The sequence below is a fragment of the Desulfonema magnum genome, assembly GCF_017377395.1.
In the GTDB taxonomy this organism is placed as follows: domain Bacteria; phylum Desulfobacterota; class Desulfobacteria; order Desulfobacterales; family 4be13; genus Desulfonema_C; species Desulfonema_C magnum.
Genome location: NZ_CP061800.1, coordinates 4,723,537 through 4,739,258, shown reverse-complemented (window position 1 = coordinate 4,739,258; position 15,722 = coordinate 4,723,537). Strand labels below are relative to the sequence as shown.

Below are 15,722 nucleotides of genomic sequence, written 5' to 3'. Positions count from 1 at the left end.
TTGTCAGGACCTGCCGAACCTGCTGCTACAAATAGGCTGCCCTTACGGGTTTATGCCCCAGTATGTTCTTTTTCGGAATCGCCTGAATTTTCATTTTCAGGAATTTCGAACCCTAAAATCAGGAATCTCCTGATTACATTTTTATGTGCTTTGTTATAAGTGAATGTTATTTTTTTGCTTTTATCATAATCTCAGTTCATTGTTTTTCCATGATCAGGAGGAATGATTTACCGATCTGAAATTGTCTTTCACGGTCTTACAGAACTGAACCTATCTAAAACTTAAAATAACAATACCAGGGGATTGAAAGGAACCGGAATGAATGATTATCTTGATGAACTCCCCTCCTTTGCTAAGGCAATCAGGCGCATTGGAGAGATTATTATTACGAACATTGTATTAATCGGCCAGATACCCTCCCCCACGTTTCAAGAAAAGAAACGTGCTGATTTTTTGTTGGAACGGATGGCTGAATTCCAGGTTGACGAATGCGCTACAGACAGTTATGGAAATCCTGTCGGAATCATCAGAGGAACATCAGAAACCAAGCCGCCGATTTTTGTGGTTGCGCACCTTGATACATTTTTTAATAAGGACAGTGATCATAGTTTTGCCATTACAGAAAACTCAATTACCGGCCCGGGGATTTTAGATAATTCAGCCGGTGTCGGTGTACTGGCTTCTTTGCCAGAAATTTTTCGAAGGTTAGATATTCGTTTCGAATCTGACATTGTTCTCTCTGGTGTGATACAATCAATAGGAAAGGGGAACCTGGCGGGAATCAGACATCTTCTGCAAACATGGAGCGGCCCCGTAAGAGGAGCGGTTTGCTTAGAGAGTGGTGAGCTTGGCAGACTTAACTATTATTCTGACGGGATGATCCGATGTGAAGTGGAGTGCAATATATCCAGAGATGACGGATGGGAGCATAAATTCAAACCAAACGCCATACTGACATTAAATGAAGTCATTAATGAAATACTGGCAATGCGTTTGCCTCAGAGACCACGGGCAAGAGTAATTATTGGTAAAATATCAGGTGGTTATAAGCATGGTACTATTGCTTATGACGCTAAACTGGGCTTTGAGATACAAAGTAAGTCTGATGAAATGGTAAAAGTCATTTTTAATGAGATTCAAGATATTGTCAACGGTTACAGTCATGAATATGAGGTTGAACTAAAGCTCAGAACCATAAGTAATCAGAAAGCAGCCAGATTAGCATACAACCATCCGCTGGTAAAAAATGCTGTCGCAGTTATGAAAAAGCTGAGTTTAAAACCGGTCAGCGAACCCAGTGAATCGGAATTGTCCGTTTTTCTTTCCCGTAATATTCCGGCAGTCACTTTGGGAATTACCCACGGAGATCATTTCCATCAGGAAAACGCAACCATCAAAATTGAGCCGATGTATAAGGGGATCACTCAGGTTTTAGGTGTGCTTATGGCCATAGACAGAGGAGTTTGTGATGAATAATAACGACTGGATGAAAAAAAATACCTTCCATCATTCTGAGTTCAGGGATATCAGATGTCTGGTAGAGGAAAAAGAAAAAAAAAATCTTTCAATATCTTTATGTCTTCCCACGCTGAACGAGGAAAAAACAATTGCAAAAGAAATTATCATCTTAAAATCAGAACTGATGACGCGTTATCCGCTGTTAGATGAAATTGTTGTCATTGATTCGGGTTCCGCCGATAAAACAAGAGAAATTGCCAAAGCTTATGATGTAGGGGTTTATGAAGCAAATGATATTCTGCCTGATCTTGAAAAATTCAAAGGCAAGGGAGAAAATCTCTGGAAAGCGCTCTATATTACGAGCGGTGATATCATCCTTTATATTGACGCTGACATAAAGAATATCCATCATCGGTTTGCTTACGGGCTGTTAGGCCCGCTTCTCCTTTCAGATGATATCAAATTCACCAAAGCCTTTTATGACAGGCCGATTTCCTTTGGGGATGAGAAATTCAGGGCAACCGGAGGCGGCAGGGTCACGGAACTTGTGATAAGACCATTGCTTTCTCTTTTTTTTCCGAGGCTTACACAGATACTCCAGCCGCTTTCCGGTGAATATGCCGGATTCAGAGAGGTTTTTGAAAAAATATCTTTTCCCACCGGATATGGGGTTGAAACCAGCATGATTCTTGATATTTATGAAAAATGGGGACTTGATGTGATGGCGCAGGTTGATCTTGACAGGCGAGTTCATAAAAATCAGGACACCAAAGCACTGGGACGCATGGCTTTTGCCATTATTAAAACGTTTCTGAATCGCATTGAAAAACTTGGGAGACTGGATATCAGACAAGATGTTTTCGATGAAATGATCCAGTACAATCTTGTAAAGGACGAGATTAAACCGGATATTTTTAAAATTGAAAATTTTGAAAGACCGCCGATGATACAAATTCCTGAGTATCAGGAAAAATTTGATAGATAAATCTTCGTGATTCTCCTCCTCTTTTACGAAAAAAAAATGGGAGATTATCAGGGGAAGCACGGATGGATAAAAGTGCATTTTCGCAAAAAGTATAAGGAAACTTCTCGTTCCCAGAATATCCGCGTCATTCTCATCCTCCGGCGTGAAATCAGGCGTTCCTGGGAATTTTTCTCGAACTCACGTTCATTAGGACATTTTTTACTTGCTTTTTATTTTCAGGTGGTTTATAGTACCTCTTAACAATTGAGGAGAAAAACTCTCCCAAGTTTGAGAGAGACGAATAACAAATAACACTGCATATAATAAATTAAGGCGAAATGAAAATTTATTTGAGACATAACTTCATACAAATATCCGATTACAGTTATCAGGTGAGTGGGGAGAGGAGTATGCTCTCCCTGACCTCTGATTTCAGCAGTTACCTGAGCTGTGCAATGTTACCGGAAGGAGGCGAATCTATGAAGTAATGTTATATTTTAGTATGTTATAAAAGCCCCTTTCGGTATCCGAACATACTGAAAGGGGCTTTTTTTATGGGATAATTTTGATCCGTCAGATCAATGAGGAGTGCAACGGACTATTAATCTCAAAGCCATTGGAGATAAGCTATCAGAGCAAAAACTTATTTTTCGCTTGGTGTGTATTTTTTAATCCAGGGTGACAGCTGCGAATTAAATAATCTCACTCGGCTGCCAGGTTTGCAATGCGGAGAGCTTCATCCCAGGAAATATGGCTTTTAAGAGAATGTTTGTCGCTGGTGAGATGTGCTTGTGCAAAAAATCGCTCCGCTCTGTTTTCGAACTCCGGAAGACAGGTGTGTTTTTGTAGCTCAATGACGGGATTCCCTATGTCTTAATAACTGTGCGTCCCGGGTTTAAACCTGGGGCGTCTAAAAACAGCCTTTTTGGCTTAATTTTTTTAACTACAATTTGGACCTCTTCATGTAATCAATTATAGATTCATCTTGATAATATATAGTTTGATTGTTATTTTAACATATTTACCATACTATTATGTCAATATTAATAAAATTACGAGGATTATTATGAGTTCAAAGTCCAAATTGATAAAAAGCAGAGATAACTGGAAGAAAAAAGCGATTGAACGTGGCAAGAATGCACGTTATCATGAAAAAGAAAAGCGCCGTATTAAAAAAGAGCGTGATAAATACAAGAAAGATGCCGATGAAGCCAGAAAACAACTGGAAAAAGAACGTCAGAAAAATACTCAGCCTGTTCACAACAAAGAAGAACTTATCTATATTTGTTTGAAGCTTTTTATAGTTGCTCATATAAGTTTCCGAGCGGTACCGAGAGTTCTCAGAGTTCTTGCTGATTACTTGGGAATAACAAAAGTCCCATGTGTTCAGACAATTATTAACTGGGTCACCCGATTATCCGTAGCAAGACTCCGAAATGCCGTCCCGCTGCGCGGGGCTGAAATTAACAGCAATCCGTTTTCCAACGGCTTTGTTTATATAATAGATATCAGTATTGCCTTAGGAAAAGGTAAAATTCTTACTTTGCTGTCATTGAATGCTAACCATCATGATTTGAATGAAACCGCTCCTACTCTTAAAGATGTAAACTGCGTTGCTGTTTCAGTAGCAGTATCCTGGACTGGTGAGGCCATAGCTGATTTTTTGAAAAAAGTTATCGGTATCGGGGGAATGCCGGTAGCATATCTCAAAGACGGAGGAACAGACCTTGCCAAAGCTACCAGGCTTTTGGCGGAACAAGGCCTTCCCAGTGTCAGCATTGACGATATATCACACACTGTCGCTAATCTTTTAAAACATGAATATCAGAATCATCCGATGTTTGATATCTTTATCTCTGCGGTCGGTAAAGTTTCAAAAAAATTCAAACAGACTGTTCTTGCCTGTCTTGCACCTCCGAAGGTTTCAACAAAATCAAGATTTATGAACCTCCGCCGCCTGGTGAATTGGGCGGCTCAGTTGCTCAGACATTCTCCGAGAGGTCGTGCCCCAAAGGGATCCGTCCTTTCAAAGCTGCGAGCAGGCATTGATCAGATTCCGAGGTGCAGAAATTTTATAGAATGTTTTCTTCGCGACTCAGGTACTCTTTCAGAATGCCAGAAAATACTTAAAACTAAGGGGCTTAACCTGGAAACTTATGAAGAAAGTAAAAAGCTGCTTGAAGCCATTCCTCCGCGATCATCTGTGCGTACAGGTTTTACTAATTGGTTAGACAAACATATCATAATTGCCAAGGAGCTTAAATTAGAAAATATAGGAATGCCAATAACTTCTGATAATATAGAGTCTCTGTTCGCAGTTTCAAAGCAACATGGAACCGGAGAGATAAAAGACGCCAATCGCATAGCTCTGCGCATGCCCGCCATGTGTGGTGAACTGACCAGAGAAGATGCCCGAAGAGTCATGAATATCAGTCTCAGAGAGCAACAAGAATTTTCAGAGTCTTTATTTTCTTTAACCAAACAACGTCGTAAAATCCTGGCAAACCCTGGCAGTCTTGAAATACTCTCGGATAAAACAGCAGAAAATTCTGAGTTTATTCCGGAGTCCGAAAAACGAGCAAAAAAAATTATAAATATAAATATTTCAAGTAATTGTAAAAAAATAACCGGCCCCCTGACCGAGTTGGAAAATCGAGCTGAATCGCTCCCGGAAATTAAGATTTCAGAGGCGGCATGCGGATAAAGTTTTTTTAGGTCAGAGGGATGGTCCAAAAAGCAGTCAAGAAATCGGAGTGAATTTAGACGCCCCAGTTTAAACCCCGGCAGAATAAACCAGAGGAGAGGTGCGTCCTTCATTTCCAGCGTCTTAGGCGTGTTTTTGAGAACAAAACATATTATGGTGAGATGGCCGAGCGGCTAAAGGCAGCGGTTTGCTAAACCGTCGGGCAATAAACATGCTCCGGGGGTTCGAATCCCTCTCTCACCGCCAGAAAACGAACTGATGCAGGGTGTAGCAGATGGCAGCTTTCCTGGCTCATAACCAGGCGGTCGCGGGTTCGAGTCCCGCCCCTGCTTCCAGTAAAGATACATAAATCCGGAGAGCGAAAATCAAGCAAAGCGGTATTTCGCCCCCTGAATCCGGCGTGCGAAAATAAAGCAAAGCGGTTTTTCGCCCCCTATAACTCGATGATCAAGTTTTCTGACTCGATTCGAACAAAAAGCTTGTCATTCCTGCGAAAGCAGGAATCCACTGTCTCCGAATTCGTAAAATATGCGGAAAACGGATTCCTGCTCACGCCGAAGACTCAGTCGAACGGAATGGCAGAACCAGGAGAAGTTTGTCACAGCCGATGAATTCAGAATGTAGTATCAGCTAGCGAAAGACCTCCGAGGTTTTGGAAACCTCGGAGGTCTCAGGTCAGCCGTCAGAATCAGTAAAAATCATCCGGCGGGTGGTGGAAATGGTCAGACACGCGAGATGTATAACGTCGCCGATAACTTGTCCGTGCAAACGGGCTGATGGCTGACGGTTATCGTGGGATTTCGTGGCGAAAAGCTGTGCGGGTTCAACTCCCGCCCCGCCGGACCAAAGATTATTTTTGAAAAAACAGGGAAAAATAACGGCCAGTAGCTCAACGGAGAGAGCGCTTTCGTATGTCACGCCTTGCCTGATTTTATCGGGCTGAAGATGTACGGTTATCGGTTGCTTAACTGAAGGTTGGAGGTTCGACTCCTCCCTGGCCGACCAAATTTAATAAAGAAATTAACGGACCGGTAGCTCAAATGGTCAGAGTCATAGAAAATGCCCCGTATTTCACTCATGTCTTGCCTGATTCTTATCGGGCTGAAGATGTACGGTTATCTATAATCTATAGGTTGGGAGGTTCGATTCCTTCCCCGGTCCGCCAAAAGTATTTGTCAGAAAAAACAATTCAGGCAGCAGATTCTGAGTTTGAAATTTGGAAATTGGAATTTATTTGGAAATTGGAAATTGATATTTGTTATTTCCAGTTTACCTGGGTCAGTAGCTCAGAGGCCAGAGCGCTAAAAACCCGTATGTCACCCCTTGCCTGATTCACATCGGGCTGAAGATATACGGTTATCGCCTTCTAAGCGAGAGGTCGGGGGTTCGAATCCCTCCTGACCCACCAACACATTTTCTCAAAAATGATGACCACAGGAAGTCTGACGGGCCAGTAGCTCAGTACTTTCGTATATCACGCCTTGCCTGATTTTCATCGGGCTGAAGATGTACGGTTATCTGGTAGAGCGACCGAAAAGGTTGTCGGGGGTTCGATTCCCTCCTGGTCCACCATCAGTAGATGGAAAGTACTCCGAAATGCTCGCCTGGGATTGACAAATCCCAGGCATTTCCGGGGGATTTGTCAATCCCCCGTGAGCGGTTCATTTGAAATGCTCGCCTGGGATTGACAAATCCCAGGCATTTTCGGGGGATTTGCCAATCCCCCGTGAGCGGTTCGGCATTTCCGGGGGATTTGCCAATCCCCCGTGAGCGGTTCGGCATTTCCGGGGGATTTGCCAATCCCCCGTGAGCGGTTCGGCATTTCCGGGGGATTTGCCAATCCCCCGTGAGCGGTTCGGCATTTCCGGGGGATTTGCCAATCCCCCGTGAGCGGTTCGGCATTTCCGGGGGATTTGCCAATCCCCCGTGAGCGGTTCGGCATTTCCGGGGGATTTGCCAATCCCCCGTGAGCGGTTCGGCATTTCCGGGGGATTTGCCAATCCCCCGTGAGCGGTTCGGGCTTTTCCGGGGGATTTGCCAATCCCCCGTGAGCGGTTCGGGCATCTCCGGGGGATTTGCCAATCCCCCGTGAGCGGTTCGGCATTTCCGGGGGATTTGCCAATCCCCCGTGAGCGGTTCGGCATTTCCGGGGGATTTGTCAATCCCCCGTGAGCGGTTCGTTTGTCATCTGGAATGCTCGACCGTGAGCGGTTCAGGGCATTTTCCATCTACTGACCATTTTATAATACGGGCTGTCTGACATTGCCCGGAAAGGAGCGTATCGTGTATCGTAAACATTTCTCTGCCCGTGCAACGCCGCAGCATCAGAAAATTCCGGGGTCGAAGCAGGTGCGAAACTCTGCCGGCGGATATGCGTATCCCGTGGATAACTGGACCCGGCTGGACAGGTTTCTAATTCTTGGAACAGAAGGCGGCTCTTACTATGCGAGCGAACAAAAACTGACGAAGGAGAATGCTCAAAGCGTGATACGCTGCATTCAGGAGGACGGAGTACGAGTCGTGAAGCGAATTGCCGAAATCTCGGCATCAGGCCGCGCACCAAAGAACGATCCATCGCTGTTCGTGCTGGCGATGTGTTCGAAATATGGCGATTTGCAGACCAAACATGCAGCTTATGACGTATTCGGAGATATCGTCCGCATTGGAACACATCTGTTTCAGTTTAACGAAGAGGTGAAGGGATTCCGGGGCCGCGGGCGATGGCTGCGTCGGGTCAATACCGCGTGGTACAACACCCGCCCCGCGGATCAGCTTGCATATCAGGCAGTGAAATATCAGCAGCGCCACGGATGGACTCATCGGGATATTCTGCGTCTGACAAAGCCTGTTCCGCCTGATTCTGAGCATAATGCAGTATATCGCTGGATCACCAAAGGAGAAATGATCGAAGGTACACCGAAAATCATCGAAGGCACAGAACGTATCCGTTCCATTATCGAGGACACAAAAACCTCTGCCCGGGACGCTGCAAAACTAATCTGTGAGTACAAACTGCCTCGGGAAGTTGTGCCCACGCATCTGCTCAATTATCCGGAAGTGTGGGAAGCCCTGCTCCGGGACATGCCCATGACAGCGATGATCCGCAATCTCGCGACCATGACGCGGGTGGGACTGATCGGGCCTGCATCCCAGGCGGCGAAGACGGTTGAAAAACGGCTTACGGACGAGACGATTCTGAAAAATGCACGGATTCATCCCATTGCAGTCTTGTCAGCGTTAAAGACATACAGCCAGGGCCGAGGGCTGCGAGGAACAAAAACCTGGACACCGATACAATCTGTTGTTGATGCACTGGATGACGCGTTTTATCTGGCATTTAAAAATGTCGAGCCGACCGGCAAACGATGGGTGCTGGGGGTTGACGTGTCCGGTTCCATGACCTGGGGCATGGTCGCCGGGGTTCTCGGGCTGACACCGATGATCGCGGCCAGTGCAATGGCGATGATCACCGCGAAAACGGAGAAAGATCATGAGATCGTTGCCTTCTCCCATGAGATGGTTCCCGTGAATATTTCTCGGAAAAAGCGGCTCGATGATGTGATCCGTGCATTTTCCAACATGCCTTTCGGTGCGACAGACTGTGCGCTGCCGATGCTGTGGGCACTGGAGAATCGTGTAAAAGCGGATGTATTTGTGGTTTACACGGACAGTGAAACATGGTGCGGCAAGATTCATCCGACACAGGCATTACAGCGATATCGTGACAAAACCGGGATTCCCGCGAAGCTGGTGGTTGTGGGAATGGTTGGCAACAGGTTTTCCATTGCCGATCCTGATGACGGGGGAATGCTGGATGTGGTCGGTTTTGATACAGCCACACCTGCCCTGATGGCGGATTTTGTCCGAGAGTAAGCGATGATCTTCAATTCATAACTTCAAATTTCAAGAAATGTAGAAATGCAGGGTGGGTGCAGCGAAGCGAAACCCACCGTCTGCGCTGTCCGGTGGGTTCCGCTTCGCTGCACCCACCCTACATTCTCCTGAACTGGGTATATTATTTATTTCGAGTTCCCTAACTTCAAATTTTAAATTTCAAATTTGCGTCGGTAAACCGTAACTGATAGCGGGCGGGGCTGTAAACCCCGTGTTCCTGGAACTCTGATGGTTCAAGTCCATCCCGGCGCACCATCAGACGAAACAGGGGAAGTGGCGAAATTGGAATACGCGCAAGATTTAGGATATTGTGTCTTCGGGCGTATGGGTTCGAGTCCCATCTTCCCCACCATGAAAGGGTCAGTGATGGAACGGAATACATCCGGTGCTTAAACCGCCGGGCCGATAAGGATTGAGGGTTCGAATCCCTCCTGGCCCACCAATGCTGAAAAATAAAGGAGGCGAAAACATGGACACTTCCTGCATTTTGCTGAACGGTGATTACACTTTCCTCTGCCTGATTGACTGGAAAAAGGCGATGAAGCTTGTTTTTACCGGGAAAGTAAAAATTCTGAAATACTCAGAAAAAATAATCAGAAGTATCAGCGGAGTCTTCAGAATACCTGCGGTTCTTGTTCTCATAAAAGTGGTGCGAAGCATTTACAAAAGCAGAGTGCCATTCAGCAAGAAAAACGTGCTGATCCGGGATCGCCACACCTGTGCTTATTGCGGCAAGTCATCAAAGAGACTGACCATTGATCATGTGATACCCCGCTCAAAGGGTGGTAAAACTGATTTTGATAATTGTGTCTCATGTTGCGAGGACTGCAATAACAAAAAAGGTTCCAAAACCCCGAGACAGGCAGGAATGCGTCTGTTAAAGCGTCCTTATCAGCCCACAATATCCGAATTTGTCAGAATCAGGCTGAAGCAGTCCGGGGTGTATGAGTTGCTTGTGGAAATTGGTATTTATTAGCAAGTATCCAAATCGTTCAGGGGGCACCGGAAAGAATGTTTAGGTAAAGACCTGCGAGGTTTTAAAAACCTCGCACGTCTGATTTCATAATTTAGGCTTTTCGACCCCTTCGTCTAATGGTTAGGGATTTCCCCAAAAATAAAATACCCACCTTGTGCGGTGGGTTGCGCTTCGCTCCACCCACCCTACATTTTTTGTATTGGGTATATTATTTATTTCGAGTTCCCTTAGTACTTACGTCCTCCAAATTCCTACCAATTAATTTCCCCAATCATTCAATCTGTTGTGATTTTTTATTTAGGGATCAGATATCCTGTCTGACAAAAGTTTAAATCCCAATAAGTGTACTTATATGTGTTTGTCGGGAACGAAAAAAAGATATCAGATCCGAATTTAAAGAATTGTTTTATAATATCAGTAAAATATATTCAAAGGTATTGACAATTTGATATCTGTATGCCATATATAAAAAACTTGGTTTTTTTAGGAGGTTAATTTTTCTGGCTAAAAAACAGTATGTTCTTTTCCGGAAATCGCCCAAGTTTGGCACGCCGGACAATTCATATAAACTCCCATGTCCCGCGGACACAACAAAGGATGAAAATTTTGCATTTTTTCCTGACACTTAACACCTGACACTTAACACTTAAAACTTAACACCTGACACGCTTTCATATAAACGGCCATGATCTGCCGGTCACAACGAAGCATGAAAAATTTGTAATTTTTCCTAACACCTGACACCTAACACCTGACACCTAACACCTGACACCTAACACCTGACACCTAACACCTGACACCTAACACTTTCATATAAAATAAAGGATGCCTGACTAAAGGATTATCTGTGATCCTGATTCGTTAAAAACCCCTCACAACTGTACAGTTCGCCGGATGATGAAAATATGACGATATATCACACACTAAATAAGAAGCAGTCCTGGTATGGGCAGTCCATTGGCATTTTAACGCCAAACACCTTTTATCCCTGCATTCCTGGCAATGTGGCGAATGCCACGACCTTTCCTTTCCCTGTCAGATATAAAATTGTTGAAAAAGCCAGCGTCGAACGTATCCTTAAAGAAAAGGACAGAACCTTGTTAAGCCCCCTCATTGACGCTGCCATTGAACTGCAAAATGAAGGTGTCAAGGCGATCACAGGCACGGGCGGCATTATGACGCTTTTCCAAAAAGAAGTCTCAGATGTCATTGGCGTGCCTGTGTTTCTGTCAAGCCTTCTTCAAATACCCTTTATCTACCAAACGATAAAACGGCCTATCGGCATTATCACTTCTGATTCACGGTGCCTGACCCCCGACTATTTCATATCAATTGGCGTAAACAGAGAAATACCTCTGGCCATCAGAGGGATGGAGGGGCAAAAAGAATTCAGAGAAGCAATACTTGAAGAAAAAGGAAGCCTTGATTCTGCTCGGATAGAAAAAGAAGTGGTTGGCGTTGCAAAACAACTCATCACCGAGAATTTTGACATGGGCGCTGTCCTGCTGGAATGCGGTGATCTGTCCCCTTACGCTTATGCAGTACAAAAAGAACTTAGTCTTCCGGTATTTGATTTTATCACCATGATACACTATGTTCACTCAGCTTTAATAAGAACGGAATTTCAAGGTTTTATGTAAGACGTTCTGTGTCATTCCCGAACACCGGACACTCAGATATTACAGGAGACAACTTTCATGGACACACAACATTCTGACAAACTGGCGAAAGAAGCTGTTTATCTGGCTGAGACATGGCAGAAAAGAGCCAATGACTTATTAACTTCCGAAGAAAAGACCATTCAGAAGCAGATGAAGCGTCTGCTGACTCATCCCATGGACAAAGTTGTCATGACGAAAATGATTGACCAGAGCTTTCGCTCCCATAACAACAGCCGTGTGGCCGATCAGATCAGTTATGTGCTGAAGAAGTACGGCGTTCCTGAGTTTTTTTCCATGGGGGATAAGCTGCTCCTGCAGCTGTTCCTCGGTCTTGGCAGACATGTTCCTCAGGTTTCGGTTCCCCGGGTGGTGGATAAAATGCGGGATGACAGCAGCCGCTCCGTGATTCCGGGAGAAAAAGAGATTTTTCATGCGCACTTGGAGAAAAGGAAAAGCGAGGGCGTTCGCATGAATATCAACCATCTGGGAGAAGCAGTTCTCGGAGAGGAAGAATCACTTTCCCGTCTGAGTACCTATCTGAAGGACCTGAAACGTCCTGAAATTGAATATATCTCAGTAAAGATTTCAACCATCTATTCTCAAATCCAATCCCTTGGCTTTGATCATACCGTGGGGGTTCTGAAAGAGCGTCTTTCCCGGCTTTACAGAGCTGCCAGAGATAACCATTTTATTCGAAATGACGGCACCCGGGTTCCGAAATTCGTCAATCTGGATATGGAAGAATACCGGGATTTGGAGATCACGGTGGCTGCATTTACAGGAACGCTGGACAGAGAAGAGTTTAAAAATCATTCCGCGGGCATAGTACTACAGGCATATCTCCCGGATTCATATCCCATTCAGCAGGAACTCACCGCGTGGGCCAGAAGCCGGATGACAGATGGCGGAGCGCCGATCAAACTCCGTATTGTCAAAGGCGCGAACATGGAAATGGAACAGGTGGAGTCTGCCCTGAACAACTGGCCCCTGGCGACCTATGACAACAAACCGGATGTGGATGCCAATTATAAACGAATGGTGGCCTTTGGCATGGAATCGGAAAATATCAGGGCAGTTCACCTGGGAATTGGTTCGCATAATCTGTTTGATCTGGCTTATGCCTACAAACTGGCTCAACAAAATAACGTCACGGAATACTTTTCTTTTGAAATGCTGGAAGGCATGGCCGATCATGTGCGGCGGGCTATTCAGGAAACGTCGGAGGAAATGGTGCTTTATGCACCTGTTGCCACCAAACAGGAATTTATCAGCGCGATTGCCTATCTCATCCGCCGCCTGGATGAAAACACGGCTGAGGAAAATTTTCTCCGTTATTCGCCCAAATTACAAGTCGGTTCCGAAGAATGGGATTTCCTCAGAGAGCAATTTCTTGCCTCTTGTAAACACAGGGACAAACCTGGCCAGACCCCTCACCGCATTCAAAACAGATTAAAAGAATCGTTTTCTGAAAAAAAGGGAACCTTTTATGAGGGGGAATTTAGCAATGAGCCGGATACGGACTGGTCCCTTGGAACCAACCGAAAATGGGCAGAAGCCATCCGGGACAAATGGAAAAAAGGGCCGGAGGATATTCCCACGGAGATTCCGCTGATTGTGGCAGGACTTGACGTATATCATGGCAGAGAGACCCAAGAATGCTTTGACGCTTCTCAGAAAGAAAAAGTTTGCACCGCGCGATATGCTATGGCAAATGAGGAGGATGTCATTCGGGCTGTGACCATTGCAAAGGCGGATCCGGACGGATGGAGAAAAAAAAGGGCTGAGGAACGTCACAGGATACTTTCCAGGGTAGCTGCGGAATTGCGCCGGTCCCGGGGCGATCTCCTCGGAGCGGCCGCTGCCAATACTGGCAAAGTCTTTACCGAATCTGATCCGGAGGTTTCCGAGGCCATTGACTTTACGGAATTTTACCCGCATTCTGTAAAAGCATACGCGGAATTAAATAATGTGGAATGCCAGGGCAAAGGTGTGGGCCTGGTCATTTCCCCGTGGAATTTCCCCATTGCCATTCCCTGCGGCGGGATTGCTGCAAGTCTTGCGGCCGGAAACACCGTGATATTCAAACCTGCTTCGGCCGCAGTGCTGACAGCGTGGCAATTGTGTCAGTGTTTCTGGAAGGCGGGAATCTCCAAGAATGTTTTGCAGTTTCTCCCTTGTTCCGGGTCCGAAACTGGCGTAAAACTGACCGCCCATCCTGATGTGAATTTTGTCATTTTAACTGGCGGAACAAATACCGGGCTGAGAATTTTGGAGACACGGCCCGGGATTTTTCTGGCTGCGGAAACCGGCGGAAAGAACGCCACCATTGTCACAGCCATGTCTGACAGGGATCAGGCCATCAAAAATATCATCCATTCGGCCTTCAGCAACTGCGGACAGAAATGCTCCGCCACTTCCCTGGTCATTCTTGAAAAAGAAGTGTATAAGGATGAACGATTCAAAAAACAGCTTGTGGATGCGGCAAAAAGCTGTAATGTCGGTTCTGCCTGGGATTTTCATAACAAAATGGGCGCGCTGATTCATCCGCCTCAGGGAGACTTGAAAAAAGCCCTCACAGAATTGGAACCCGGGGAATCGTGGGCGTTGAAACCTGAAAACATCCGCAATAATCCCTGCATGTGGACGCCTGGTATCAAATGGGGGGTGAGTCCGGGAAGCTATACCCATATGACTGAGTTTTTCGGCCCGCTCATCGGTGTGATGTCCGCGAAGAACTTGGAGCATGCCATTGAACTGGTGAATCAGACCGGGTACGGACTGACCTCGGGGCTGGAGAGTCTGGACAAACGGGAGCAGAATCACTGGAAAAATCAGGTGAGAGCAGGAAATCTGTATGTCAACCGGGGAACCACCGGCGCAATTGTTTTGCGCCAGCCCTTTGGGGGCATGGGAAAATCCGCCCTGGGCGCGGGGATCAAAGCAGGCAGTCCGAGTTATGTGGCTCAGTTCATGGATTTTAAGGAAACGGATTTTCCCCGGGTCCGCGCGATTAAAAATGATTATGCGCTGCTGAGAATTGCACAGGAATGGAAGCAAAAACTGGACTGGGGAGGGCTTTCCGAATTTGAGGCAGACCTGAGAAAGACGATTTGTGCGGTTAAGAGTTATCTGTATCATACAGAGCAGGAATTTTCTCAGGAACACGACTATTTTCATCTTCGGGGACAGGATAATATTTTGCGGTATCTGCCTGTGGGCAGAGTGGTGGTGCGTATGCACGAGGAGGACAGCCTGTTTGATGTGCTGGCGAGAATTGCCGCTGTGAAGATTTCAGGATGCAAACTCATTGTCAGTATTCCAAAGGGATTGGAGAATGAGATCACCGCATTTCTCCACGGGAAAGAAGGAAAACAGTTTGTCGGCAAAGAACCTGTTCTTTTTCAGACGGATGAGGATGTTGTTGAAATGATCCCTCTGATTCAGCGTATTCGTTATGCCGCGCCGGAACGGGTTCCGAACGCGGTATTTGATGGTGCCGCAAAGACAGGACTCTATATCGCCCGGACAAAGGTGATGATGGAGGGACAAATCGAACTTTTGCAGTATTTTCAGCAACAGAGTATCTGTGACAGTTATCACCGGTATGGGAATTTGGGAGAGCGGGCGGTTTTGTAAAAAAGTATTTCCTAAGAGGGTGTACTTTTCAAACACCCTCTAACAGAACAAAACTACAAGGAAGCTGGATAAGAAAGGGAATTTTTTCCTTTTCTTATCCAAGTTCCTTGTACTTGTTGCCAGATTTTTAAATTTACCCCCCGACCCCATATGCATCTGGCTAAAATCATCACTACTCATTCTTTTTATTTATAGCAGATTCGTCGGACGGGGTTTGGTTGCGGGACGGGGTTTGCAACCCCGTCCGAAACATTTGGCACCGGTGATCTGAAAAACATCCCGGACGAGGTTGCGAGTTTACGAAGCCCTTGTCAGCCTAAATATTTATAGCAGATTCGTCGGACGGGGTTTGGTTGCGGGACGGGGTTTGCAACCCCGTCCGAAACATTTGGCACCGGTGATCTGAAAAACATCCCGGACGAGGTTGCG

General features: G+C 45.8%; 8 protein-coding genes and 10 tRNA genes. 17 read left to right on the top strand and 1 reads right to left on the bottom strand.

Annotation, left to right across the window (positions count from 1 at the left end; all coding sequences use genetic code 11):
* The first annotated feature begins 318 nt into the window (after nucleotides 1-318).
* From dnm_RS18235 to dnm_RS18190, 10 genes are all read left to right on the top strand, one after another.
* Nucleotides 319-1,476 carry a M20/M25/M40 family metallo-hydrolase gene (locus dnm_RS18235; protein ID WP_207678334.1) on the top strand — a complete coding sequence of 386 codons (1,158 nt, stop codon included), beginning with the start codon at nucleotides 319-321 and terminating at the stop codon, nucleotides 1,474-1,476.
* Nucleotides 1,469-2,443 (top strand): glucosyl-3-phosphoglycerate synthase, encoded by a 975-nt coding sequence (locus tag dnm_RS18230; protein ID WP_207678333.1) that lies wholly within the window; start codon nucleotides 1,469-1,471, stop codon nucleotides 2,441-2,443. Before dnm_RS18235 ends, dnm_RS18230 begins: the two co-directional genes overlap by 8 nt.
* Before the next feature lie 1,045 nt (nucleotides 2,444-3,488).
* A complete protein-coding gene (locus dnm_RS18225) occupies nucleotides 3,489-5,126 on the top strand; it encodes a hypothetical protein (protein WP_207678195.1) in 1,638 nt (545 codons plus the stop codon).
* 155 nt (nucleotides 5,127-5,281) lie between these two features.
* Nucleotides 5,282-5,372: transfer RNA gene (locus dnm_RS18220), tRNA-Ser, on the top strand.
* A 13-nt stretch (nucleotides 5,373-5,385) separates the two neighbouring features.
* Nucleotides 5,386-5,461 (top strand) — tRNA-Met (locus dnm_RS18215).
* Between the two features lie 368 nt (nucleotides 5,462-5,829).
* Nucleotides 5,830-5,968 (top strand) — tRNA-OTHER (locus dnm_RS18210).
* Between the two features lie 36 nt (nucleotides 5,969-6,004).
* A tRNA-OTHER gene (locus tag dnm_RS18205) sits at nucleotides 6,005-6,131 on the top strand.
* A 20-nt stretch (nucleotides 6,132-6,151) separates the two neighbouring features.
* Nucleotides 6,152-6,291 (top strand) — tRNA-OTHER (locus dnm_RS18200).
* A 110-nt stretch (nucleotides 6,292-6,401) separates the two neighbouring features.
* A tRNA-OTHER gene (locus dnm_RS18195) sits at nucleotides 6,402-6,534 on the top strand.
* Between the two features lie 39 nt (nucleotides 6,535-6,573).
* Nucleotides 6,574-6,698 (top strand) — tRNA-Phe (locus dnm_RS18190).
* Nucleotides 6,699-6,768: 70 nt separating this feature from the next.
* On the opposite strand, the gene dnm_RS18185 is transcribed toward dnm_RS18190, so the two are convergent.
* Complete coding sequence (locus tag dnm_RS18185; protein WP_207678332.1) at nucleotides 6,769-7,248, bottom strand: hypothetical protein; 480 nt, start codon at nucleotides 7,246-7,248, stop codon at nucleotides 6,769-6,771.
* Between the two features lie 161 nt (nucleotides 7,249-7,409).
* Here dnm_RS18185 and dnm_RS18180 point away from each other — a divergent pair, with 161 nt between their 5' ends.
* The 7 genes from dnm_RS18180 (at nucleotide 7,410) to dnm_RS18150 (ending at nucleotide 15,293) form a co-directional block, all read left to right on the top strand.
* Nucleotides 7,410-8,999: a TROVE domain-containing protein gene (locus tag dnm_RS18180; protein WP_207678331.1), complete on the top strand. Its 1,590-nt coding sequence runs from the start codon at nucleotides 7,410-7,412 to the stop codon at nucleotides 8,997-8,999.
* Nucleotides 9,000-9,187: 188 nt separating this feature from the next.
* Nucleotides 9,188-9,275, top strand: a tRNA-Tyr gene (locus tag dnm_RS18175).
* Nucleotides 9,276-9,287: 12 nt separating this feature from the next.
* Nucleotides 9,288-9,372 (top strand) — tRNA-Leu (locus dnm_RS18170).
* A 5-nt stretch (nucleotides 9,373-9,377) separates the two neighbouring features.
* A tRNA-Leu gene (locus tag dnm_RS18165) sits at nucleotides 9,378-9,462 on the top strand.
* Between the two features lie 27 nt (nucleotides 9,463-9,489).
* The gene (locus dnm_RS18160; RefSeq protein ID WP_246556027.1) at nucleotides 9,490-9,996 is read left to right on the top strand and encodes an HNH endonuclease; all 507 of its coding nucleotides are present in this window, start codon (nucleotides 9,490-9,492) and stop codon (nucleotides 9,994-9,996) included.
* A 905-nt stretch (nucleotides 9,997-10,901) separates the two neighbouring features.
* A complete protein-coding gene (locus dnm_RS18155; protein ID WP_207678330.1) occupies nucleotides 10,902-11,636 on the top strand; it encodes an aspartate/glutamate racemase family protein in 735 nt (244 codons plus the stop codon).
* Between the two features lie 57 nt (nucleotides 11,637-11,693).
* Nucleotides 11,694-15,293 (top strand): proline dehydrogenase family protein, encoded by a 3,600-nt coding sequence (locus tag dnm_RS18150; protein ID WP_207678329.1) that lies wholly within the window; start codon nucleotides 11,694-11,696, stop codon nucleotides 15,291-15,293.
* Nucleotides 15,294-15,722 lie beyond the last annotated feature (429 nt).